This is a genomic window from Marisediminitalea aggregata, assembly GCF_900129565.1.
GTDB lineage: Bacteria > Pseudomonadota > Gammaproteobacteria > Enterobacterales > Alteromonadaceae > Alteromonas > Alteromonas aggregata.
This window is the reverse complement of sequence record NZ_FQWD01000004.1, coordinates 47,321-69,942: the sequence shown is the minus strand read 5'-3', so window position 1 is coordinate 69,942 and position 22,622 is coordinate 47,321. Positions and strand designations below refer to the sequence as shown.

Annotated in this window: 24 protein-coding genes; 19 read left to right on the top strand and 5 right to left on the bottom strand. The window is 50.1% G+C overall.

Annotated elements, in window-relative coordinates; genetic code table 11:
* The first annotated feature begins 92 nt into the window (after positions 1–92).
* From BUB81_RS11830 to BUB81_RS11805, 6 genes are read left to right on the top strand one after another with little or no spacing between them, the layout of a single operon-like run.
* On the top strand, positions 93–713 hold the full coding sequence (locus tag BUB81_RS11830; protein WP_073322997.1) for a PilV family protein: 621 nt from the start codon (positions 93–95) through the stop codon (positions 711–713).
* Positions 710–1,558 (top strand): PilW family protein, encoded by an 849-nt coding sequence (locus BUB81_RS11825; protein ID WP_084526496.1) that lies wholly within the window; start codon positions 710–712, stop codon positions 1,556–1,558. The genes BUB81_RS11830 and BUB81_RS11825 overlap by 4 nt, the downstream gene beginning before the upstream one ends.
* Positions 1,555–2,127 carry a pilus assembly PilX family protein gene (locus tag BUB81_RS11820; protein ID WP_073322995.1) on the top strand — a complete coding sequence of 191 codons (573 nt, stop codon included), beginning with the start codon at positions 1,555–1,557 and terminating at the stop codon, positions 2,125–2,127. The genes BUB81_RS11825 and BUB81_RS11820 overlap by 4 nt, the downstream gene beginning before the upstream one ends.
* Positions 2,127–6,197 carry a PilC/PilY family type IV pilus protein gene (locus BUB81_RS11815; protein ID WP_073322993.1) on the top strand — a complete coding sequence of 1,357 codons (4,071 nt, stop codon included), beginning with the start codon at positions 2,127–2,129 and terminating at the stop codon, positions 6,195–6,197. The genes BUB81_RS11820 and BUB81_RS11815 overlap by 1 nt, the downstream gene beginning before the upstream one ends.
* Before the next feature lies 1 nt (position 6,198).
* Positions 6,199–6,660 (top strand): type IV pilin protein, encoded by a 462-nt coding sequence (locus BUB81_RS11810; protein WP_073322991.1) that lies wholly within the window; start codon positions 6,199–6,201, stop codon positions 6,658–6,660.
* Positions 6,661–6,669: 9 nt separating this feature from the next.
* Positions 6,670–6,993 (top strand): hypothetical protein, encoded by a 324-nt coding sequence (locus tag BUB81_RS11805; protein WP_073322989.1) that lies wholly within the window; start codon positions 6,670–6,672, stop codon positions 6,991–6,993.
* A gap of 369 nt (positions 6,994–7,362) precedes the next feature.
* Here BUB81_RS11805 and BUB81_RS11795 read toward each other — a convergent pair whose 3' ends face one another.
* Positions 7,363–7,905 carry a GspH/FimT family pseudopilin gene (locus BUB81_RS11795; protein ID WP_073322985.1) on the bottom strand — a complete coding sequence of 181 codons (543 nt, stop codon included), beginning with the start codon at positions 7,903–7,905 and terminating at the stop codon, positions 7,363–7,365.
* Positions 7,906–8,116: 211 nt separating this feature from the next.
* On the opposite strand from BUB81_RS11795, the gene nadE reads away from it, so the two are divergent.
* A complete protein-coding gene (gene nadE, locus BUB81_RS11790; protein ID WP_073322983.1) occupies positions 8,117–8,950 on the top strand; it encodes an ammonia-dependent NAD(+) synthetase in 834 nt (277 codons plus the stop codon).
* A 6-nt stretch (positions 8,951–8,956) separates the two neighbouring features.
* On the top strand, positions 8,957–9,295 hold the full coding sequence (locus tag BUB81_RS11785; protein ID WP_073322981.1) for a P-II family nitrogen regulator: 339 nt from the start codon (positions 8,957–8,959) through the stop codon (positions 9,293–9,295).
* A gap of 77 nt (positions 9,296–9,372) precedes the next feature.
* On the opposite strand, the gene BUB81_RS11780 is transcribed toward BUB81_RS11785, so the two are convergent.
* The gene (locus BUB81_RS11780; RefSeq protein WP_073322979.1) at positions 9,373–9,858 is read right to left on the bottom strand and encodes an FKBP-type peptidyl-prolyl cis-trans isomerase; all 486 of its coding nucleotides are present in this window, start codon (positions 9,856–9,858) and stop codon (positions 9,373–9,375) included.
* A 43-nt stretch (positions 9,859–9,901) separates the two neighbouring features.
* Positions 9,902–10,870 (bottom strand): CAF17-like 4Fe-4S cluster assembly/insertion protein YgfZ, encoded by a 969-nt coding sequence (gene ygfZ / locus BUB81_RS11775; RefSeq protein WP_175555806.1) that lies wholly within the window; start codon positions 10,868–10,870, stop codon positions 9,902–9,904.
* 202 nt (positions 10,871–11,072) lie between these two features.
* Here ygfZ and BUB81_RS11770 point away from each other — a divergent pair, with 202 nt between their 5' ends.
* From BUB81_RS11770 to BUB81_RS11760, 3 genes are read left to right on the top strand one after another with little or no spacing between them, the layout of a single operon-like run.
* A complete protein-coding gene (locus BUB81_RS11770) occupies positions 11,073–11,324 on the top strand; it encodes an FAD assembly factor SdhE (protein ID WP_073322975.1) in 252 nt (83 codons plus the stop codon).
* Positions 11,302–11,736: a protein YgfX gene (locus BUB81_RS11765; protein ID WP_139241571.1), complete on the top strand. Its 435-nt coding sequence runs from the start codon at positions 11,302–11,304 to the stop codon at positions 11,734–11,736. Before BUB81_RS11770 ends, BUB81_RS11765 begins: the two co-directional genes overlap by 23 nt.
* The gene (locus tag BUB81_RS11760; RefSeq protein ID WP_073322971.1) at positions 11,737–12,594 is read left to right on the top strand and encodes a MaoC family dehydratase; all 858 of its coding nucleotides are present in this window, start codon (positions 11,737–11,739) and stop codon (positions 12,592–12,594) included.
* A 12-nt stretch (positions 12,595–12,606) separates the two neighbouring features.
* On the opposite strand, the gene BUB81_RS11755 is transcribed toward BUB81_RS11760, so the two are convergent.
* Together BUB81_RS11755 and nadB are read right to left on the bottom strand one after the other, a co-directional pair.
* Positions 12,607–13,350, bottom strand: a complete 744-nt coding sequence (locus BUB81_RS11755) for a sulfite exporter TauE/SafE family protein (RefSeq protein WP_073322969.1) — start codon at positions 13,348–13,350, stop codon at positions 12,607–12,609.
* Between the two features lie 30 nt (positions 13,351–13,380).
* On the bottom strand, positions 13,381–15,081 hold the full coding sequence (nadB, locus tag BUB81_RS11750; protein WP_073322967.1) for an L-aspartate oxidase: 1,701 nt from the start codon (positions 15,079–15,081) through the stop codon (positions 13,381–13,383).
* A gap of 225 nt (positions 15,082–15,306) precedes the next feature.
* Between nadB and rpoE the strand changes: the two genes are divergently transcribed.
* From rpoE to era, 8 genes are all read left to right on the top strand, one after another.
* Positions 15,307–15,885, top strand: a complete 579-nt coding sequence (rpoE, locus tag BUB81_RS11745) for an RNA polymerase sigma factor RpoE (RefSeq protein WP_073322966.1) — start codon at positions 15,307–15,309, stop codon at positions 15,883–15,885.
* A 95-nt stretch (positions 15,886–15,980) separates the two neighbouring features.
* Positions 15,981–16,562: a sigma-E factor negative regulatory protein gene (locus BUB81_RS11740; protein WP_073322964.1), complete on the top strand. Its 582-nt coding sequence runs from the start codon at positions 15,981–15,983 to the stop codon at positions 16,560–16,562.
* A gap of 50 nt (positions 16,563–16,612) precedes the next feature.
* Positions 16,613–17,662: a MucB/RseB C-terminal domain-containing protein gene (locus BUB81_RS11735; protein WP_245819187.1), complete on the top strand. Its 1,050-nt coding sequence runs from the start codon at positions 16,613–16,615 to the stop codon at positions 17,660–17,662.
* Complete coding sequence (locus BUB81_RS11730) at positions 17,659–18,111, top strand: SoxR reducing system RseC family protein (RefSeq protein WP_073322960.1); 453 nt, start codon at positions 17,659–17,661, stop codon at positions 18,109–18,111. The genes BUB81_RS11735 and BUB81_RS11730 overlap by 4 nt, the downstream gene beginning before the upstream one ends.
* Before the next feature lie 199 nt (positions 18,112–18,310).
* Complete coding sequence (lepA, locus tag BUB81_RS11725; RefSeq protein WP_073322958.1) at positions 18,311–20,107, top strand: translation elongation factor 4; 1,797 nt, start codon at positions 18,311–18,313, stop codon at positions 20,105–20,107.
* Entirely contained in the window at positions 20,107–21,009 is a 903-nt protein-coding gene (lepB, locus tag BUB81_RS11720) for a signal peptidase I (protein WP_073322956.1), read from the top strand. Before lepA ends, lepB begins: the two co-directional genes overlap by 1 nt.
* Complete coding sequence (gene rnc, locus BUB81_RS11715; RefSeq protein ID WP_073322954.1) at positions 21,009–21,692, top strand: ribonuclease III; 684 nt, start codon at positions 21,009–21,011, stop codon at positions 21,690–21,692. Before lepB ends, rnc begins: the two co-directional genes overlap by 1 nt.
* The gene (era, locus tag BUB81_RS11710) at positions 21,685–22,620 is read left to right on the top strand and encodes a GTPase Era (RefSeq protein WP_073322952.1); all 936 of its coding nucleotides are present in this window, start codon (positions 21,685–21,687) and stop codon (positions 22,618–22,620) included. Before rnc ends, era begins: the two co-directional genes overlap by 8 nt.
* Positions 22,621–22,622 lie beyond the last annotated feature (2 nt).

The window sequence follows — 22,622 nt, the reverse complement described above, 5'->3', positions numbered from 1 at the left end:
ATAGTAGATGTTGAATCGTGTGGCCCGGTGAAATACGTATTCACAGGCTGTAATCGACATTCCAATTAAACCGAATACAACAGGTATTGAAAATGATAAGACAGCGTCACACCACCCAGGCCGGCGTCGGTATGATGGAGATTCTGGTTAGTCTCTTCGTACTGTCTGTTGGTCTCTTGGGCGTGGCTTCTTTGCAGTTCACCGGTACCTTTAACAACGTGCAGTCGGTCAGTCGCAGTCAGGGAGAGTTGGTCGCTCGCTATGTGGCGGAGCAGCTCGTTGCGGTTGCAGAACCGTCAACCACCGACGACGGCTGGGAATTTGACGATGCCTTCCTGAACTCTAATATCTACAATTTTCAGAATGTGACCTGTAATGCCAACAGCGATAATTACCAATGCCTTTGCCTGACCCTGCCTGCGGGTATCCCGAATTGCAGAGGCGCGCAATGCTCGGTGAACGACCTGGCGTCGTTTACCGGTTGGGAAGCCAGCTGTCAGGCAGTGCGCAGTAATCCGAATATGTGGTTAAACGTAACATGTAACGACCGCGATGCCGGCGACGCTAAACTGTGCTCATCCGGTTCCCTCATTAGTATTGCGGTCAGCTGGCCGGTGAAATCCAGCACCGGTAACAGCGTTCAGGCCGACTCCCGTTGCGCTATTACCGGCAGCACTAATCGTGCGTGTGTCATTAAGGAGATCACGCTGTGAGAGCGCAGTCGGGTTTCTCTCTGGTGGAGCTAATGATTTCCATGTTGCTGGGACTCATGCTAACCGTGGGTGTGATCCAGGTATTGGTTAGTACGCGTGCCACCAATACCCTGAATCAGGCCATTGCTGAAGTGCAGGAGTCAGGGCGTTATATTTCAATGCGTCTGCAAGAAGAGTTGATGGAAGCGGGCAGGTACGACACCACGGTATCCAGCGTAGACAATTCGGTGGATTTGTTGTTGGAAGCGAGTTTCGTGCAAAGTCAGCCGATTGCGTTGCCAGGGGATTACAATGCGCAGGCTACCGTCGGCAGTACAGAAGGTAGCAGTACAAACAGTGATGAAGTGGTGGTGAATTTGTTGGCGGGAGAAGACTGCACAGGGAATTCATTTGGTTTGGTGTCACCGCAGGAAATGCATGTAGTTAACCGTTATTTTGTAGACGGTGATCAACTGAAGTGTATTGGTTACAGCGGCCGTTATTTACGAGGGCTGGTAGGGAATAGTACGCCAAGCAGTGAAGTGGTAATCCTCGATAATGTCGCCAGCTTTCAGGTGGAATATGGCTTGTCTGACGACGTGAATAACAACAACAGTCAGGTAGTCCAGTTTGTCGACGCCAGTCAGCTTGCCGCTGCCCGCCTTGCCAATCAGCAGGTTGTTAGCGTTCGCATTGAGCTATTGCTGAAAAGCGAGCCTACCAATATTCAAAATACCGCGACGAATCAGGTCCGGTTACTCTCAGAAGCGCCGTTAACCCTGGATGTAAAACATTATTATCAGGTATTTGCCGTGTCGGTAGCACTGCGCAACAGCCTGAACTATGTTGGGAGTGCAGCATTATGAAGTCTCAGCAAGGTGTGGTGCTGGTGATTGCCCTGGTCTTTTTATTGTGTGTCACGTTGCTTGGCGTAGCGGCAGTCAGTAGCAGTGTGAGTCAAACCAAAATGGCCAGTTCGGTGCAGGCTCAGGGGCTGGCATTCGATGCGGCGGAAGCGGCGATCGCCGGTGTTATCTTTGAATCGGAAGACGACACCATTTTAACCGATGACAATGTTGATGACCCGCTTACTGCAGCGCGTCAGGGAACGCAGTTTGACCCGGCTAATGCCAACCTTGCGTGTGCCAATAGCGCAGACTGGACTAATCGTCAGTTAACTGCCAGTGGGTTGTCGAAAGGGCAACAGCACACAGCGTCAGGCCAGTTTCATTCACAGCCAGACGTAAACAGCTGGTCGCGCACCGCGTTTGTGGTCGAGCGACCTTGCCGGGGTTCAAGTAATGTTATTGGTAGCGGTGGATTACGCTGCCACGTGTTTGTTATTCGAGGTTGCGGTCAAATTGAAGGGAAGCGGGTTACGAAAGCGAACACGCTGACCGTTGCAGTCTTTGGCCCTTCAACGGAGGCGCAGTAATGAAATTTCGCAATATCAGCTGGTTGTGCAGCTTTTCTCTTATCACATTTCTGAATGTCGCTGTTGCAGATGATCTGGATATTTTCATCGGGACGTCAAACAGCGCACAAACCTACAACCCCAACGTGCTGTTTATTATGGATACGTCGGGCAGTATGGGGTCGATGGACGGTGGCTCGGAATCCCGCATGCTGCGCGTGCAAAACGCGCTGAAAACGGCACTTGGACAAGCGACGAATATTAATGCCGGCCTGATGCGTTTTTCTGATTATGGTGGCCCGATCCTGTATCCGGTCACGAATATCAACCAAACCATCGACGTACAAATGAGTACGTCAACGGCGGGTTCGCAGAATGATGGTTATGAAATGAGTTCGAGCGTGAACACCACGTCGGACGACATTGTGATCAGTTACTCTACAACGCCTGTTACCTCGGCGTTTCGTTTTGAATCACTGAATATTCCCCAAGGTGCGGTCATAACGTCCGCTTACCTCAAGTTTACTTCGGCCCAGTACAACATTGCCGATACTACTATTACGATTGCTGGTGAAAGTACCGGAAACTCTGCAGCGCTTACTACCGGCTCAGGCTCAATAACATCGAAAACGCAAACAACGGCCACTGTGGACTGGAGCACAGGTAATGACTTTCCGGCATCCGGAGAAGAAGTTAGTACGCCTGATATTACACCCGTAATTCAGGAAATTATCGACTTGTCGACCTGGTGCGGAGGAAATGCCTTAACGCTACTGGTGAATGCTCAGGGAAATACCACAGCCAGTTCACGCAAGGTCATAGGCTACGATGACGGAACGGGAAACGCTCCTCAGCTTATTATTGAATACGATCAAACTACTGCTACGGGGTGTATTGCGGAAGATGCGCAGTATCAGATTTCTGACCAGTACAATAATGTAGAAGAAAATACCCGGGGACGCGAATCGACAGGCCGCGAACTCACTTTTCGTAGCTCCTCGAATAATTACATTGGCTTGCGTTTCGAGTCAGTCAACATACCTCAAGGCGCTACCGTATCATCAGCTTATATTGAATTTACCGCGTATGACTCAGATTATGGCAGCGGCGCATCCATGTTAATTCAGGGCATCGATGCCGACGATATTAGCAACTTCCGCAACCACGGCCGCTACGACCTGCAAAACGTGGCTAAAACCGCGGGGGTCAATTGGTCGATGCCGAGTTTTCGTAAAAACCGCTCTTATCAGACTGTTGATGTCAGCAGTATTATAAACAGTATTGTGGGCCGAGGTGGCTGGCAGGCCGGCAATGCACTGGGATTTGTTTTGAGTAATTTTTCAAATGTCAGAGGTGCATACTCCTACACGGGTAAGCCATCTGCAGCGCCGCGTTTGTATGTGCAGTTCAGCGGTAACGCGCAAGCGGGTAGTTCGCTAACTGTGCGGGATTTGCTGATCAGTAAAGTCGATGATTTAGCGGCCAGTGGTTATACACCCATTGTGGATACCTTGTACGAGGCATCACTGTATTACGGCGGACTGAATGTTGACTATGGCTTGAGCCGCGGGCAGTCGTCTACGTCAACAACAGTAAGAAGAAACACCCGGGTTAGCCACAGAGACTCTTATACGGGCGCAGATGCCGTTCGCCCCTATGGTTGTGGCGAGGAAAACCTGAGCGACAGTGATTGCGTGGGGGAATACATTCCCAGCCCTGCAACTTACATTAGCCCTGTACAGGACTTACAGTGCCAAACCAACAACCATATTGTGTTGCTGTCAGACGGTGAGGCAAACAGCAACCATAGCGCGTCAAAGATTCAAAATCTACTGAGCACCTCTTGTCAGTCTGCCAGCTCAGGTGAACTCTGTGGATTGGACCTGGTATCAAATATCAGTAAGTCGGCAAGCTCAGCCATTAATGCCAAAGTCACTACGCATACCATTGGTTTTGCCGCTAACAATACCGCGAATAACTTCTTATACAGACTGGCACTGAATAGCGGTGGTGGGTTTTATACTGCCAGCAACAGTGCTGACCTGTTAACGGCATTTCAGACAATCCTGCGTTCTGTGAAAGACGTTAATGCTACCTTCGTATCTCCTGGTGTGGCGGTAAACCAGTTGAACCGACTGACCCACCAGGACGAGCTGTACTACGCGTTGTTTAAGCCAGCCGAAGGTACTTTGTGGCCAGGCAACCTGAAAAAATACCGTATTTCCGGTGATCAGGTGTTCGACCAGAATGGTCTGGTCGCAATCGATGAAAATACAGGCTTCTTTGCCGATAGTTCACACAGTTATTGGTCACCCACGCTGGACGGAGCGGATGTCCGCGAAGGTGGCGCTGCTTCCTTGCTGTACGGCAGTCGCAATATTTATTTCTTTGACGGTCCGGGGTCCATTATCCAGAGCAGTAATCAGGTCCACGAAAACAACTCAAACATTTCAACGGCCGATATGGATACCGATGCGGAAAGCGATCCCAGTGGTTTACGTACGCAGTTGCTACAGTGGAGCAGGGGCATTGATTTACGCGACTTCGATGGTGACGGCGATTTAACCGAAGCGCGCCTGCAAATGGGCGATCCCATTCACTCACAGCCCGTTATTGTGAATTATGGGACCAATGACTCCGTTATTTACATTGCGACTAACCATGGTTATCTCCATGCTTTTGACGCCGATACGGGTTACGAGTACTTTGCCGTTGCACCGAAGGAGATGTTAGCCAACGCCAAGGACTTTTATCAGGATGCGTCCAGTTATCAGCACATCTACGGACTGGACGGCCACATGGTGTTGCGTGAATTCAACAATAAAAAATACCTTTACGTGGGAATGCGTCGCGGTGGACGTAATTACTACGTATTTGATATCACGTCTAAAACGTCACCAAGCCTGGTGTTTACCATCGACGGTGGCAGCGCAGGCCTTGAGAAACTGGGACAAACCTGGTCTCGCCCCATCATCACCAAAATGAACATGGGCGGCACTGTGTATAACGTGATGATTGTTGGTGGTGGTTATGATGAAGGGCAGGATACCCACCCTACACGGACACCCGATGCGGTAGGAAACGCCGTGATGATCTTCAATGCCGATACCGGTGCGTTGTTGTGGCAGGCCTCCAACGCGAGTGCCGACCTGAATTTATCAGAAATGACCTATTCAATTCCGGGCCATGTTGCGGCAATTGACAGAGACAACGACGGTCTGGCAGACCACCTGTATGCAACGGACATGGGCGGCCAGATATTCCGGTTTGATATCTATAACGGGAAGTCAGGCAGTGATTTTATTAAAGGTCAGCGCATTGCAGACCTTGCCGCTTCGTCGAATGGTGACAACCGCCACTTCTATTACGGTGTTGACGTATCTGAAGTCACGCTGGGCAGCCAGAACTTTTACGCCGTCGTTGTAGGCAGCGGCTGGCGTGCAAATCCGCTGGACCAGGTGGTGAATGACCGATTCTATATGATCAAGGATACCGGGGTGTTCACGCCAGACACCAGTGGTGAATTTACGTTCCCTAGTACCATTACCGAGAGTGACTTGTTCGATGCAACCAGTCATGCTCTGACGGCCAGTGACGATGCTACTCGCAATGTTGCCATTAGTGATTATGCCTCTAAGCAAGGCTGGTATCTGCAATTGCAAACAGCCGGTGAAAAGGTCTTGTCGTCGCCGGTTATTGTGAACTACAAAGTGTTTTTCACAACGTATGTGCCTGCCGCCAGCAGCACCAGTGCCTGTGCGCCTCCGGCTGGTAACAGTCGCGCGTATCTGGTTAATTTGTTGGACGGTAACGCCGCCGGAGACTTAAATGCGGACGGCGACCTCACCAATGACGATCGGTTTGCTACACTCACACAAACGGGCATTGCACCAGATACCAAAATATTGATTGAAGATGCGTCTAACCCCACTATATGCTTGGGTACCGAGTGTGTTTCAGCCGTAGTGCCTATTGATGACCAGGGCAATGAAGAAGCCTGCACCTCGGCATTTGAATGTTTGAGTCAGAATATTTTTGGTCGATATCAGCGCGTTATGCGAGGCAGCTGGTCGACAGAAGTGGAGCAATAATATGCAACGCCAAGCAGCGTTTACGTTAATAGAGTTAATGATTGCCGTCGTCATTGTGGGTATTATTGCCGCTGTGGGCTATCCGTCATATCAGTCGATGATGGTGAGCACAAATCGCGGCACCGCCAAAGCCGATCTAATGAGTCTGGCCGCGGCAATGGAACGCCACTATGCGACCACTTTCAGTTACAACGGTGCGGCAAGTGGCGGCGGAAACACCGGGGCGCCAGCAATTTATGCCACACATTCCCCTTCAACTGAGTCCGCTTCAGATAAAAAATACACGCTAACCATTTCCAGTGTCAGCACAGACGGCAACAGCTTTGAATTGAGAGCGATTCCCGTTAGTGGCACAGCACAGGCCGGCGATGGTAATTTATATATCTTCAGCGATGGCAGAAAAGCCTGGGACAAAAACAACGACGGCAGCCTGGCTGCCAGTGAATACTGTTGGTCGTGTTGATAGTTCAGGATGTGGATTAACCATGCTCGAAGTCGGGTTGCTCTACTCATATCCCTGCTATTCGCCTTCGGCTTAGCTCCTTTATTTCCGGAGTCAGACTTTACTGTTGGCTTTCTTTGCGGTGCAATTTGCCCATTCGTCGAGGTTGTGCTGGGCGATCAGGATGCCAAAGCCGAAGGCATGGTGTGGTTTTTTATCTTCTCTTTTTTCGTTGGCTTGTCGCTACTTTTTACGTCCTACAATGCGAAAGGTATGGTGTTGTTGTCCTACAGCACCGGAGCAATGGCTTCCCACCTCTATTTGTTTTTAAATGCAAAACGCCGGGATGCTTAATCGGTTTTCGTCAATCACTAAAACACTGGTGGGCGATTAACAGGCTAGCAAAGAGTACTGGAGGGTAACTCAACACTGCATAGCCATTGTAGCGTTGGGTATTTCGTAACGTCACATCAAATGAACTATCGCCAAATCGTATATTGATCGGAATTACCGATAATACGAGGCAATAAAAATAGCTCAGGTTGTCTAATGCACAGCACCAAATAAAAGCCGAAATGCAGGCGAACAAACTCATAGTTTTGAGTTTCATAAGGCCTTCAACCGAAACGTTGGGATTCTTCAACTCGAATTGGTATGAGAAATATCGGATAAATACAATAGAAATGGCACTGAACTTAAAGCGTGTTTTGCTCGCTATGCCCTTTAAGAACAAGCCAACTTATTACCCGCGTGGTTTTCCTTAATGCCATCGTCATCGCTGTCGGCGGCAATGGCAATTTTGCCGTAACCGTTAATGATGAGTCCTACTGCGGCAGAGGCTTTTAGTGTGGTGTCGCAAAGTGTAATGGTGGTGGTTACGTTCGCACCGCCGCGTCTGTCGAAAACCAGTGACTGGGAGGGGGCGAAGATTTTCAGGCTGCCGTTCATGATTTCGGTCGAGGCCAGAATAGCTTCGTTGCTATTGCGTGTGCCGTCGTCGTTAATATCCACAAAAGCCATTTTTCCGTAGGTCCAGTTCGTTGAACAACTGCTGAAGTCTTTGGTAGGGCATACGATAACGTTGGATTGTTCATCCATGGCTTTAAAGCGAGCCAGTCGCGACATGCTGCTCAATTCATTGATTTCGCTGCTAAGTCGCGTGTGATTCACTAAATCACGGGCACCAGGAACAACCACCGCTATAACAATGCTGAGCACGGCAATTGTAACCATCAGTTCTAGTAAGGTGTATCCCGCCTGGCGCATACTCAATCTAAAAAAATAATCTGTTCACCGGTAGTGTAGCGTATGTAACTGGGTCAAGCTTATGATAATAGACACTTTGGTATGTTTTGCGTATAGCTGCAAGCAACTAAGACGTGAAATTTCATAGACTTTGGTGAATTTTCTAAGCTGACAAAGGACCTACATTTAACGTAGACTGTAAACATCTGAAAAAGTGCAATTGGACTGACTCATGGACAAACAAGCCGTTATTGAAGAAATGAAGGTACTCCCGGCTATCGATGTCGAGTATGAAGTAACCCGCCGTGTGGGCTTTATTAAAAAGCATTTACTGCAATCTGGCATGAATTCACTGGTTTTGGGCATAAGTGGCGGCATAGATTCATGTACGCTGGGCAGACTGGCTCAACTGGCTGTTGATGAACTGAATCAGGAGCATCACGAAGCGTACCAGTTTATCGCGGTTCGTCTGCCTTATCAGGTGCAGGCCGACGAGGAAGATGCGCAGGCATCTATTGACTTTATTAAGCCTACGCATTCTGTTGCGGTAAACGTTCAGCCCGGTGCTGATGCGATACATGTACAAACGTGTGATGCGCTTGCGCCAGCCGGACTGCTGCCTGCCGATGAAGCGAAACAGGATTTTGTGAAAGGGAACGTAAAAGCCCGCACCCGTATGGTTATTCAGTATGAAATAGCAGGCATGGTAGATGGACTGGTATTGGGTACTGATCATTCTGCCGAAAATATCACGGGTTTTTACACTAAATACGGTGATGGAGCCTGCGATCTGGCACCGCTATTTGGCCTGAGCAAACGTCAGGTCAGACAGGTCGCTGAGCACCTCGGCGCACCGGCCAAGATCATTCACAAAGCGCCTACGGCAGACCTGGAGAGTTTGTCTCCTCAGAAAGCTGACGAACAAGCGCTTGGTCTGACATATGATCAAATCGACGATTTTCTGGAAGGCAAAGATGTTGCACCGGAAGTCTCCGAGAAATTGTTGTATATTTATCAAAGAACACAGCACAAGCGTGTACCCATTCCGACTATTTACGATGAGTAAGCGAACATGAAGAAGATAGAAGCAATAATAAAACCGTTCAAACTCGATGATGTACGAGAAGCATTGGCAGACGTAGGCATTGCCGGTATGACCGTAACGGAAGTAAAAGGGTTTGGTCGTCAGAAAGGCCACACTGAGTTATACCGCGGGGCTGAGTACCAGGTAGACTTTTTACCGAAAGTGAAAATTGACCTTATCCTGACCGATGACCGGGTAGACGTAGCCGTTGAAGCTATCTTAAAGTCCGCCAAAACCGGTAAAATCGGCGATGGCAAAATCTTTGTTTATCCTGTTGAACAAGCCATTCGTATCCGTACTTCTGAGCAGGACGACGAAGCGATTTAATATCGCATCTTCTAACCTGAAAATACGCATTAAAAAAAGGGGCTGAAAGCCCCTTTTCAACGTCTGTAAAAAACGAATTAGTGGTTGTGGCCACAGCCACCCGGCCCATGAACATGGCCGTGCTGTAATTCATCAGCCGTTGGCTCACGCACTTCAATGACATCGACTTCAAATGACAGTGTAATGCCCGCTAACGGGTGATTGCCGTCGATAGTTACCTGGTCGTCGGTTTTATCGATAACAATAACTGACTGCTCGCCGTGGTCGGTAGTCGCACGGAAAGACATGCCTACTTCCACTTCCAAATCATTAAACATCGACAAGGGCACATCCTGCACTAACTGGTCCAGTCGCTCACCATAGGCTTTTTCCGGGCCGATGGTGACTGCGAAATTGTCGCCAGCCTGCTTACCTTGCAGCGCTTCTTCCAGTCCGCTGATCAGAAAGCGGCTACCCAACAACGCTGCAAGCGGTTGGCCGTTGCGAGACGTGTCCAGTTCTGTGCCGTCTTCCGTGCTCACAGTGTAATGCATCACGACCACACTGTTTTCAGATATTTGCATAATGTTACCTTGTATTGATGGTGTAGAAGCACCAAATGGTGCGCTATTCTTCAAGCCTATACGGCAAGTCGCATTGGATCAACTGCGCGTCGGGATTTTCATTCAGGCGAAAGGTATCTTCGGCCGTGGTATCGTTACTCAACACGGCGAGGATCCAACTTTCCTGGCCTATCGTCGCAGCTTTTAAAATAGTGCCGCCACCGCGCCAGTGTTCGCCGAGTTGCTTCTCTAACTGCATATGCTCAATACCACTAATTGCCTGGTCGACACGAAATACATAAGCGGCTCGTTTATTTCGGCCCAGATACCGGGTGCGGGCGACCACTTCCTGACCCATGTAACACCCTTTTTTAAAGTCGATGCCATTGAGTGCCTGTAAATTCATCATTTGTGGTACAAACTGCCCAATGTGTTCTGGCTGACTGATTTCAGGGAGCCCCGCCTGAATTTGCAGAGCCTCAAACACTGCTGGTGGATAGAGGGTAATACCCTGGTCGCTCAGCGCCTGCTGCAAATTTTCAAGGTGGTCTGTTTTACACAGAACGAGTAGTCCGCCATCCGGTAAATCCAGTCTTATGCAAAGGCCTGCTTGTGTATTGATAGCAGACATGGTCGTGTCGGGTAGTTCGCCAAACACTGAAGCCACAGCAGACTCGGCTTCGGCTCCTTTAATAAAGTACGCAGCAAATGCTGTTGTCACATCTTCCAAAGTAATCTTGGAAAACACGCCAAATTTTTTAAACTGGGCATGCGAGGCTTCCACCCCCACGGCGTGCCCGGTTATCAGTAATGCGTCATCAACGGGTGTGATCAGGTTCACACTCCAGCTTTTTCCTTTTGGATCGCAATGGCCGGTGCGACGAACCTGACCGTTTTCCAAGTGGGTCACATCAACAGTAATTTGTCCGTGTAAAAAGGTGCGTGCATCCTCTCCACTAACCAGTAATACGTTGCGGTCGTGGGGAATAGCAAAGCTGCTTTCAAGTTCACTCAGGCGGTCGATCGTTTGCATGAATACTCTGTTTTTGTCCTCGTATAAGTTCATATAGTGGGGGAGAATTCCTCAACTTCAAGGCATCGTTAACAGGAATCACAAACGGTGAAGGGAAGGGCGGATTCACTGAACTGATCTGCGGTATCTTTCGTTCAGTATCAACCCCCACGCAACCGTGGTATATTTGCCGCCTCAACGAAGACAGGAATTAACACGCACTATGTTTACTGAAAAACGCTATGCACGTTTAAAGTGGGCATGCCGTCGCGGCATGCTGGAGCTGGATGTTCTGCTGCAGCCCTTTGTGGAAGAAGCCTTTCACGATCTCTCCGACCAGGATCAGGAAACCTTTGAACGCTTACTTACCTGCGACGACCCGGATTTATTTGCCTGGTTTATGGGCCATCAACAGTGCGATGATCCAGCGCTGGCACACATGGTAAGCACCATTGTTAACCGAGTTAAAGTATAGCTTTTTAATCAAGCCTTCCCGGTATCGCCACGCCTGGCCATGGGTACAGTTTTGCGTGGCGATGGCATTCATTGTAGGGGTGACTGATTCAGTCTGGCTTTGGGGGCTGGGTGTGCTGGTGGTTGCAGCTATTTTCCGGCCGTTACAACGCCACCCTGCCAACACAATGTGTGTTACCCTGAGTGAAAGTGGGCAATGGCACGAATACTCAGAGCAACCGGTGGCTCCGACAACCTCGAAGGAAAGCTGGGCAGTCTCTCACCAATCCAGACTGACGCCTTTCGCGCTGTTTGTTGTGCTTAAAGGGCAGTGCTCACACGTCACCCGTTTTCTGTGGCTTTGGCCCGATCAGGTTGATGATCAGCATTATCGTCGAATTGCCAGAGCGATTTATCGCCAAGGACTGAATTAGATGTTAGGACTTTATTTACAAGCTGCGATGAAAAAAGCCCGGCCTTTTTCGGCGGCTGATGTTGAGGGATTACAGCGCGCCCCTGTGCTGTGGGAAAACCTGTTACCCAATACCCGTCGCTATAAGAAATACTGTGAACTGGCAGGCTGGCAACAGGATGACACCATGCATCCGCTTTACTGGCAGGTCCGGTCTTTGCCGTTACAACTAAAACTGATCAGCAGTCCGCAAAGCCCTTTTGCTATGTTGGGGCTGGTTCATATCAGTAACCGGGTAACCGACTACACGCAGTGCCGTCCGGACATTCCATGTGAACTGATCGTGCGTTTTGGCCAGGTGTTTCAGCACCGCCGGGGATACGCATTTGAGGTAGTCGTGACGGCGACACAGCGAGGTAAGCCAGTGTATGCTGCTGTGGGCACGTACCTGGCGCGCACTGGGCACTCTGCAACGGGCTTACCAGCCTGGGAAGAGCGCGATATGACGCTGCCGGACGACACAAGCGAACTGACACCCATACAGGCCAGTGGCGGCCTGATTCGCCATTATGCGCGGGTGTCCGGCGACTACAATCCTATTCACCTTAGTCAGGTGACCGCTAAGTTATTTGGCTTTAAACGTGCCATAGCCCACGGAATGTGGACGGCAGCACGGGTAATTTCCGATCTGCAGGCATCCCGTCAACTCAGCGGGCAGGAGATTGACATCCAGTTTAAACGCCCCTTGTTTTTACCGGGTAAAGCGAAAGCGGTAGTGGGGCTAACGAGCGAAAATACTAGTTTTTCAGTGCTTAGCGAGGGGACTACTTCTGAGCCGACTGTCTACATGTGCGGCACACTGCGCAGCCCGGCTGGCTAGTAGCAAAATGAATCAGTAACCCATGGCATCAGCAATCAGTTTGATGCCAATCGCCAACAGCAACACCAGAATAATGCGGTAAAAAACTTTATCATTCAGCTTACGTTGAATGACCAGTCCCAAACGTACACCCACCCAGCCAAATGGCATCAGTAACGCCGCTATTAGCAGGTTATCGGTGTTAAATTGATTGAGCATGGCATAGGGCACTAATTTAACGACATTAATAACGGCGAAAAATATCACCGCTGTCGCCAGAAACTGTGCTTTGGGTAGTTTTTTGGCTAAGAGATAAATGTTAACCGGTGGGCCACCGGCGTGGGCAACAAAGCTGGTTAATCCCGCAATGGCACCAAATAGGCGACCCGCTAGTCTGGAGCCGAACGTAACGCGCTGCAAACCATTGCCCAGGCCCCACAGAGCGAAAAGCATAGACATCACTCCAAGGACGAGCTTGAGCATCTCTTCATTCAGGTATTCGAATAGCAGGTAGCCAGCAACAATACCTGCAATGGCAGGCGGAATGAGTAACCCTAAATAATGATTACTCTGTTGTCCCCACCAGGCTTTGAGGCTGAAGCCGTCCATCAGGATCAGCAAGGGCAGCATGATGGCGGCAGCTTGTACTGGCGACATTACCAGCGACAAAATAGGCACCGTGGCTATACCAATCCCCCCGGCAAAACCGGATTTAGAGATACCGGTCAATACCACGCCTGCAATAGCGACTAACCAGAATACAACGGACTGTTCCATAGTAAATAATGCCTTAACAAGCGGGCGTCGTTATTGGTCGAATCCGCCTGTCAGGTTTCCGGGTTCCGGATTACTCAGGCGTTTCAGAGGTACTAATACCGACGGCGTCGCTGACTCCGCGCGATCAGGGTAATCCAGGTTGTAATGCAGGCCACGGCTTTCCTGACGTTGCATAGCGCAGCGCACAATCAGTTCTGCGACGGTAACCAGATTACGCAGCTCAAGCAGGTTATTACTTACCCGGAAGTTGGAGTAATACTCGCTGATTTCCTGCTCCAGCAATTTAATGCGGCGCATTGCACGTTCCAGTCGCTTGTTGGTACGCACGATGCCAACGTAGTCCCACATAAACAAACGCAGTTCATGCCAGTTGTGCTGAATAATAACCTCTTCGTCGGAGTTAGTTACCTGGCTCTCGTCCCATGGCGCAATCGGTTCATTGCTGCCTGGCTCGTCGAGGCGTGACAGAATATGTTCAGCCGCAGAACGGGCAAACACCACGCATTCCAGCAATGAGTTAGAGGCCATGCGGTTAGCACCGTGCAGGCCTGTGTAGGCCACTTCGCCGATTGCGTATACGTTGTCGAGATCGGTTTTGGCATTCAGGTCGGTCATTACCCCGCCACAGCTGTAGTGAGCCGCCGGCACAACCGGAATGGGTTCGCGGGTAATATCAATGCCCAACGCCCGACAGCGCCGATAGATATTCGGGAAGTGTTTCACAATGAAATCTGCTGGCTTATGGCTGATATCCAGGTACATACAATCGGCACCCAGTCGCTTCATTTCATAGTCGATGGCGCGTGCAACAATGTCACGCGGTGCCAGTTCTTTGCGAGGATCGAATTTTTCCATAAACGGGGTGCCGTCAGGACGGACTAATTTCGCCCCTTCGCCGCGCAGTGCTTCTGTGATCAGAAAGTTTCTGGCCTGAGGGTGGAACAGGCAGGTCGGATGAAACTGATTAAATTCCATATTCGCCACTCTACAGCCTGCGCGCCAGGCCATGGCTATACCATCACCGCTGGCTACGTCAGGGTTCGAGGTATACTGGTACACTTTACTTGCACCACCCGTTGCCAGGGTTACAAAGCGGCTGCGAATCACTTCAACCTGCTCTCTGCGGCGATTCCAAACATAAGCGCCCTTACAGCTGTTTGGGTTTTCTTTACTTTTAATCAGGTCTATTGCGTTGTAGCGCTCGAAAATATGGATATTCGGGTGCTGAGATACGGCTTCGTTCAAGGTAATTTGTAACGCTTCACCGGTTGCGTCAGCCGCGTGCAGGATGCGGCGGAAGCTATGGCCGCCCTCCCGGGTCAGATGATAGCGATTTTCACCGTCGTCAGATTTTTCCTGATCAAAAGGAACGCCGTGCGCAATTAACCACTCCATGGCCGATTTTGCATTTTGCGCAGTAAAGCGCACTACGTCTTCGTCACATAAATGTGCGCCTGCTTCCAGGGTATCTTCCACATGAGATTCTATCGAGTCGCGCTCGTCAAACACCGCTGCGATACCGCCTTGGGCGTAACGGGTTGAGCCTTCGTTACAGTCACTCTTACTCAATAAAATGATTCTGCAATAATTAGCAAGAGACAGCGCCAGACTGAGGCCGGCGGCACCCGAACCGATAATCAAAACATCGCAGCTGTGTTCACAGCCCGGTGCTACCTGTGCTGAGTCGGGTGAAGATAATGGCGATTGTGGAGAAGATGGATTTGAATTCATGTGCGGTTACGGTCACAATGCGTGATTTTCGGCAAGTCTAATAAAAGTCGGGGCAAACGTAAAAGGAAAACGCGGATACCGACCGTATTTTCAAACTATTACGTCCTGAATAATTCATCGATTGAAAAAAAGATCACAAACTTTGCGAACTTTTTGCAAACCCCGCAGTCTACTCATTTGCTTGCATGAGCTGTTTGAGTTTAGTAGGTAGGAGAAATAGCTCGAATGAGCGAGCAGATTACAGATCAACAACTGGTTGAGCGCGTCCAGCAGGGCGATAAAAATGCGTTCAATCTGTTAGTAACGCGATATCAGCACAAAGTGATGCATTTGGTTTCGCGCTATGTAAAGAACACCGGTGACGTGGCAGATGTCACACAGGATGCGTTTATTAAAGCCTATCGGGCATTGCCCAACTTTCGTGGCGACAGTGCATTCTATACCTGGTTGTATCGCATAGCGGTAAACAGTGCAAAGAACTACTTAGTGGCACAAGGCCGTAAGCCGCCCGCTAATGATGTTGATGCAGAAGAAGCAGATTACTACGATGGTAGTGATGCGTTGAAGGAGCAGTCGTCTCCCGAACGGTCATTGCTGTCTGATGAGCTTGAAGCGACATTGTTTCGAGCCATGGAAAAGCTACCCGACGATTTGCGTATGGCCATTACCCTGCGTGAAATCGAAGGATTGAGTTACGAAGAAATAGCAAACGTGATGGCTTGTCCGGTAGGAACGGTTCGTTCCCGGATATTCAGAGCTAGGGAAGCGATTGATAAGGTCATTCAACCATTACTGGAGTCGTGAAAGTAGGCAATACGCCACTTTTGATGTACAGTAGAATTTGAGACGGTAGCCGGTTGTGGGAATAGCAACCAGGTCGCACCAGGAAAACGTACTTTATGACGCAGCAACACGAAAAATTATCGGCTTTTATGGACGGTGAACTCAACGAAGCTGAGTTCATTGACAGTGTGAAGAACGATAGTGAACTACAGGCCAAATGGCGTAGTTATCATGTTATTCGCAGTGGTCTTCGTAAAGAAGCGACGGTAATGCCAGAATTTGACATTACTGCTCAGGTCGCCGCCGCGCTGGAAAATGAAGCCACTGTTTTGGCGCCTAAGTCAAAATGGCAGTCCATTCCAGGTGTGAACAAAATTGTGCCGTTTATGCGCCAGTCTGGTCAGTTTGCAGTGGCCGCTTCTGTGGCAGCCGCGGTTATCCTGGGTGTTCAGCAGATGAACCAGCCTGCACCGACTGAGCCGTTCACGACGTTCCAGACTGGTGGTACAGCGCAAGCAGGCCTGGCACCGGTAAGTTTGGAACAAAGCCAAACGCTTCGTAACAACGATATGGAAGCGTTGCTTGAAAAGCGCCGTCAAATTAACGCGCTGCTCGCTGATCACGAACAACAATTAAAACTAAAACGCGCAGAAGAGCAATCCGGCAAGACAGCAGAAGATAATCCTAATCAGCCTTAAGTTTTTATATGTTTTCAAAGAGTTATTTAATCAAACGCACGGTTTCGACCGTGCGTTTGTTGTTTCTGACCGGTGCATGTGCGGTGTCAGCCGTGTCGTTTGCACAACAAAGTGATGCTGAATCTCCTGAGCAAATAGCCTCTGAGCCAGCGGAAGCTACGCCAACCCCCGAGCAATATGTTGAGCCACAAAACACGTCGACTGCCGTTTTGTCTCCTGAACAGTGGCTGACGCGACTGGCAGAGGCTAATCGTACCGGTAATTTCGAAGTGTCCTATGTGGTAACCCGTCCGGGACAGGAAGTCATTCCGTATTTGTGGCGACATGCGATTCTGGAAGATGGCACCGAGGTCGAACAGTTAAATTTACAGAACGGCCCAGGGCAGGAAATGATCCGCTTGAACAACGTGGTTAGCGTGTTCGAGCCTGATGCACAACCCTACAGTATCTACGCCACTGCGATTGCAGGCCCGGTACCCAGTGACCTGCTGTACGACCCGCTTGCACTCACCGATGGCTATCAGTTTATCACCGTAGGCCGCACGCGTGTGTCAGGCCGGGCAGCGCAGCAAATCCGTATCGTCAGTCGCGACAACAATCGCTACAATTACCAGTTGTGGCTGGACGAGCAAACCGGCATGTTATTAAAGCTCAACATGGTCGACTTACAGGGCACGTTACTGGAGCAGGTTCAGGTAACCGGTGTGAATTTGACCGAAGCGCCACCGACCTATTTCAACAAGATCAATCCAAATGCATTGCCAACCGCGGTAGCAATGACGCCACAGTCACGCCGGCACGAGTGGGATGTCAGTTTTCTCCCTCTGGGCATGCAAGAGGTGAAGCGCGAGACCCGTCGTCTGGCACTGACCGGACAAGTGGTGGAGTACAAGCTGTTCAGTGACGGGCTGGTGGATGTGTCTGTTTACGTACAGCCCGCTCAGGACTCGCTGGACTCGGATGTTCTGCTACGCAATTCCACCAATACGTTTTTGTCGCTGACTAATGGTCAGGTGCAAATCACGGTTATTGGTAAAATACCGCCTGCGACAGCCAATGAAATCGCGCATTCGTTGAGTGCATCAGGAGCCAAAGGGTGATCACCGAGACGGCCACTGTCGTTGCAGTCAACGGCGATAGAGTGACTGTTAGCGCATCGGTGAAAACCGCGTGTGGCAGCTGTCAAGCGGCCGATGACTGCGGTACCAGTGCAGTGGCAAAAGCCTTCTCCCCCAAACAGCAAACCTTTGATCTGGTGTCGCCGTTACCGCTGAAAGCCGGTGACCTGGTGACGCTGGGCATTCCTGAGGCACATTTGTTGTCGGCTTCCTGGATGATGTACGTGGTGCCACTGCTGGTCTTAATTGGCAGTGCACTGACCTTAACCGAGCTGACCGAACTCCACGAACTGCTGGTCTTTCTGGTCTCTGGCGGGTTTACCTGGCTCGCATTTCAATGGGTATCGAATCGTTTACAACGTCGGCGAAACGGGCGCTACGAGCCGGTGATCGTGAGTAAAATTAACCACGTAAGCACTCCGGCTGAGTAGAAAACCCCTGTTAGACGGTGAATATCCGGTTTTGTTGCCGACTACATTCGCTTTTAGCTCAATAAATAGGTAAAATCCGCAGCCTTGAATATGTGTCTGTGACCCTGACTTCAACTGAAGCTCAGCCCATTATCGCTCGCGTTTAACCAGCGCCGGTACAGACATTAGATTAATTTTTTGCAGGTAATTTCCAAGCATTATGCAACATAAGCACATCAGAAACTTCTCGATAATTGCCCATATCGACCACGGAAAATCCACGTTGTCAGACCGTCTTATTCAACACTGTGGTGGCTTGTCGGATCGTGAAATGGCCGCTCAGGTACTGGATTCAATGGATCTGGAACGGGAGCGGGGAATTACCATCAAAGCGCAAAGCGTAACACTGGATTACAAAGCTCGCGACGGCGAAACCTATCAGCTTAACTTCATCGATACTCCCGGACACGTGGACTTCAGCTACGAAGTATCGCGTTCACTGGCCGCGTGTGAAGGTGCACTGTTGGTGGTCGACGCCGGGCAGGGTGTTGAGGCGCAAACCGTAGCCAACTGCTACACCGCTATCGACATGGATATGGAAGTTGTGCCTATCCTGAACAAAATTGACTTGCCTCAGGCTGAGCCAGAGCGCGTAGCCGAAGAAATCGAAGACATTGTGGGTATCGATGCGATAGACGCCGTGCGCTGTTCAGCTAAAACGGGTCTTGGTATTGAAGATGTGCTGGAAGTCATCGTTAAGCAAATTCCACCACCAGAAGGCGAGCTGGAAACGCCGCTCAAGGCACTTATTGTTGATTCGTGGTTCGACAATTACCAGGGCGTTGTGTCATTGGTACGTATTGTTGAAGGCCAGTTGAACGTAAAAGACAAAATCAAAATTATGTCCAACGGGCAGGTTCACCAGGTCGATAAAATCGGAGTGTTCACGCCTAAAGCGCTGGAACGCACGGTACTGAAAGCCGGTGAAGTGGGCTTTGTTATCGCTGGTATCAAGGAAATTCACGGCGCGCCGGTGGGCGACACCATTACACTGGCAAAAGATCCGGCTGAAAAACCGCTACCCGGCTTTAAGAAAGTGAAGCCTCAGGTGTATGCTGGTTTGTTCCCGGTAAGCTCAGACGATTACGAAGACTTCCGCGATGCGCTGGCAAAACTCAGCCTGAACGATGCCTCATTGTTCTACGAGCCAGAAAGCTCTGCTGCGCTGGGTTTTGGTTTCCGCGTCGGCTTCCTTGGTATGCTGCATATGGAAATCATTCAGGAGCGTCTGGAGCGAGAGTACGATCTTGACTTGATCACCACGGCACCCACGGTAATTTACGAAGTACTGAAAACCGATGGCGAGACCATTCAGGTCGACAACCCGTCAAAGCTCCCTGCAGTTAACGACATCGAAGAAATGCGCGAGCCGATTGTTGAGGCCAACATTCTGGTTCCACAGGAATTCCTCGGAAACGTTATTACCCTGTGTATTGAGAAGCGTGGTGTTCAAACCAACATGAGTTACCACGGAAAACAGGTTGCGGTGACCTACGAGTTGCCAATGGCCGAAGTGGTTCTGGATTTCTTTGACCGCCTGAAATCAACCAGCCGGGGCTTTGCATCGCTGGATTACAACTTCAAGAAATTCCAGGTATCGGACATGGTTCGACTGGACATTCTGATCAACGGTGAACGTGTCGACGCGCTGGCGGTCATCACGCACAAAGAGAATGCCCCTTACCGCGGACGGGAATTAGTCGAAAAACTACGCGAGTTAATCCCGCGTCAGATGTTTGATATTGCTATTCAGGCCGCAATTGGTAACCATGTCATTGCGCGAAGCACAGTAAAGCAGTTACGTAAGAACGTTATCGCTAAGTGTTACGGTGGTGACGTGAGCCGTAAGAAGAAGCTGTTGCAGAAGCAGAAGGAAGGTAAAAAACGGATGAAGCAGGTAGGGAATGTGGAGTTGCCACAGGATGCCTTCCTTGCAGTACTTAAGGTATCTAAGTAATGGCTAATTATTTTTCGATTTTGCTGGTGATCCTGACGTTAGGTTCGGGTCTGATTTGGTTGTTGGACGCCGTGTATTTCGGCCCCAGACGTCGCGAACGTGGTGTGGCTGTTTCCGGTTTAGGTGAATCTGCGTTACAACCCGATGACAAACTGCCCTACGTGGTAGACACTGCCCAGCAAATCTTCCCGGTTATCGCCTTTGTTTTGGTGTTGCGTTCGTTTTTATACGAACCGTTTCAGATCCCATCTGGCTCCATGATGCCAACCCTGTTGGTCGGTGATTTTATCCTGGTCGAAAAATATGCCTATGGCTTGAAAGATCCGGTTTTCCGTCACAAGTTTATTGAAACCGGTGCCCCGGAACGCGGTGATGTCGTTGTATTCAAATACCCGGAAGACCCCAATGTTGACTTCATCAAACGTGTGGTCGGCATGCCGGGTGACACTGTGGTCTATCGCAATAAGCAGGTTTACATAAAGCCGGCCTGTGAATCGGGTAGCCAATGTGAAGAATTTAAGGTCATGCCGCAAGAATTTGTTAGCAGCGGTGAATTCGTGCAACACCTGGCGCCGTTGAAGCGCATGACAGAGCAATTGGGTGAGGTTTCTCACGATATTCTGCAGCACCCCACCGGTGAAGCGAGCCCGCGTGAGTTTTACACGCAGCCTGGTACAAAAATGAACGAGTGGATCGTGCCTGAAGGGCAGTATTTTGTATTGGGTGACAACCGCGATAACAGCCGTGACAGCCGTTTCTGGGGCTTTGTGCCCGATGAAAACCTGGTAGGCAAAGCGGTTGCTATTTGGATCAGCTTTGAGTTCGACCGCCCGGCTAGCAGTTGGGTGCCGTCCTGGATCCCATCAGGTGTTCGCTTTAGCCGTGTTGGTGGCATTCAGTAATGCAAGGGATTAACCCATACGCAAAACTGTCGCGCCAAATTGGCTATGAATTTAAGGATACCGGGCTGCTGAAGCAGGCGCTTACGCATCGCAGCGCAGCCAAACAACACAACGAACGGCTGGAATTCCTGGGTGATGCTGTGCTTGGCATGATCATCGCCAGAGAGCTCTACGACAAGTTTCCGCAGGTACCGGAAGGCAAGTTAACCCGCATGCGCTCGACCCTGGTAAAAGGGGATACACTGGCTGAATTGGCCAGAGAGTCAGATGTCGGCGAATTGATGAACCTTGGCCCGGGTGAACTGAAAAGCGGTGGGCATCGCCGCAGTTCCATCATTGCTGACGCCATGGAAGCAATTATTGGCGCTATTTATCTGGAAGCCGGACTCGAGCAAACCGAACAAGTCGTGCTGCACCTCTGGAAAAGCAGGATCAATAAACTCGATCCTAATGAGCATCCGAAAGATGCTAAAACCCGCCTTCAGGAGTTTTTGCAGTCGCGCAAACTGCCGCTGCCGGTTTATGAGGTAGTGAAAATAACGGGTAAAGACCACGCACAAACATTTGTTGTGCATTGTCAGGTCGCCAACCTGAACTCACCGCTGGAAGGGGTGGGAAGCAGTCGCAGGAAAGCCGAGCAACAAGCCGCTAATCTGGCATTAGAGACATTAATGAATGACTGATTTTGAACAGCCTGAATTACCTGATTCGCCACAAGGCAATACCCGTTGTGGCCTGGTTGCTATCGTAGGCCGCCCAAATGTGGGTAAATCAACACTGCTGAACCGTTTGCTGGGGCAAAAAGTCAGTATTACTTCCCGCAAGCCGCAAACCACCCGTCACCGTATACTGGGTATTGATACCGACGGTGATTGCCAGACCGTCTATGTTGATACGCCGGGACTGCACAGCGAAGAAAAACGTGCCATAAACCGCTTAATGAACCGGGCGGCGGCAAGCTCATTAGGCGAAGTCAGCCTGATTTTGTTTGTGGTTGAGGGCACGCGCTGGAACAACGACGATGACATGGTACTGACCAAGGTAAAACAGTCAGGGTTACCGTGCATTCTGGTGGTGAACAAGCAAGACAAAGTGGCTAATCCTGACGACCTGATCGCGCATTTACAGGTACTGCAGCAAAAGCATGACTTTGAAGAAATCATTCCGCTGAGCGCAAAGCAAACCAAACAGGTTGATCGCTTGCGTGAACTGGTGCGTAAACGTCAGCCAGAGAGCGAGTTTTATTTCCCGGAAGACTATATAACCGACCGCTCAAGCCGCTTTATGGCCGCCGAAATTATTCGCGAAAAACTGATGCGATTCACGGGCGATGAGCTGCCTTATTCCACTACCGTGGAAATAGAACAGTTTAAGCTGGCTGAGAACGGGGTATACAGAATTAACGGATTGATTTTGGTAGAAAGGGAAACGCAAAAACGCATGGTGATCGGGAAAGGCGGTAAGCACCTGAAAACCATTGGCGAGCAGGCAAGACTGGATATGGAGCGCCTGTTCGACAACAAAGTGTTTTTGGAACTTTGGGTAAAAGTAAAATCTGGCTGGGCTGATGATGAACGTGCCCTGCGTTCACTAGGGTATGGCGAAGATTAAGC

Bases quoted from the DNA above. Each gene is read 5' to 3' on its own strand.
- lepA (WP_073322958.1), top strand. From the start codon at position 18,311: ATGCAACATAAGCACATCAGAAACTTCTCGATAATTGCCCATATCGAC.
- BUB81_RS11780 (WP_073322979.1), bottom strand. From the start codon at position 9,858: ATGCAAATATCTGAAAACAGTGTGGTCGTGATGCATTACACTGTGAGC.
- rpoE (WP_073322966.1), top strand. From the start codon at position 15,307: ATGAGCGAGCAGATTACAGATCAACAACTGGTTGAGCGCGTCCAGCAG.
- nadE (WP_073322983.1), top strand. From the start codon at position 8,117: ATGGACAAACAAGCCGTTATTGAAGAAATGAAGGTACTCCCGGCTATC.
- lepB (WP_073322956.1), top strand. From the start codon at position 20,107: ATGGCTAATTATTTTTCGATTTTGCTGGTGATCCTGACGTTAGGTTCG.
- BUB81_RS11740 (WP_073322964.1), top strand. From the start codon at position 15,981: ATGACGCAGCAACACGAAAAATTATCGGCTTTTATGGACGGTGAACTC.
- BUB81_RS11795 (WP_073322985.1), bottom strand. From the start codon at position 7,905: ATGCGCCAGGCGGGATACACCTTACTAGAACTGATGGTTACAATTGCC.
- BUB81_RS11830 (WP_073322997.1), top strand. From the start codon at position 93: ATGATAAGACAGCGTCACACCACCCAGGCCGGCGTCGGTATGATGGAG.
- BUB81_RS11755 (WP_073322969.1), bottom strand. From the start codon at position 13,350: ATGGAACAGTCCGTTGTATTCTGGTTAGTCGCTATTGCAGGCGTGGTA.
- BUB81_RS11810 (WP_073322991.1), top strand. From the start codon at position 6,199: ATGCAACGCCAAGCAGCGTTTACGTTAATAGAGTTAATGATTGCCGTC.
- rnc (WP_073322954.1), top strand. From the start codon at position 21,009: ATGCAAGGGATTAACCCATACGCAAAACTGTCGCGCCAAATTGGCTAT.
- BUB81_RS11785 (WP_073322981.1), top strand. From the start codon at position 8,957: ATGAAGAAGATAGAAGCAATAATAAAACCGTTCAAACTCGATGATGTA.
- BUB81_RS11820 (WP_073322995.1), top strand. From the start codon at position 1,555: ATGAAGTCTCAGCAAGGTGTGGTGCTGGTGATTGCCCTGGTCTTTTTA.
- BUB81_RS11805 (WP_073322989.1), top strand. From the start codon at position 6,670: ATGTGGATTAACCATGCTCGAAGTCGGGTTGCTCTACTCATATCCCTG.
- nadB (WP_073322967.1), bottom strand. From the start codon at position 15,081: ATGAATTCAAATCCATCTTCTCCACAATCGCCATTATCTTCACCCGAC.
- ygfZ (WP_175555806.1), bottom strand. From the start codon at position 10,870: ATGCAAACGATCGACCGCCTGAGTGAACTTGAAAGCAGCTTTGCTATT.
- BUB81_RS11760 (WP_073322971.1), top strand. From the start codon at position 11,737: ATGTTAGGACTTTATTTACAAGCTGCGATGAAAAAAGCCCGGCCTTTT.
- era (WP_073322952.1), top strand. From the start codon at position 21,685: ATGACTGATTTTGAACAGCCTGAATTACCTGATTCGCCACAAGGCAAT.
- BUB81_RS11815 (WP_073322993.1), top strand. From the start codon at position 2,127: ATGAAATTTCGCAATATCAGCTGGTTGTGCAGCTTTTCTCTTATCACA.
- BUB81_RS11770 (WP_073322975.1), top strand. From the start codon at position 11,073: ATGTTTACTGAAAAACGCTATGCACGTTTAAAGTGGGCATGCCGTCGC.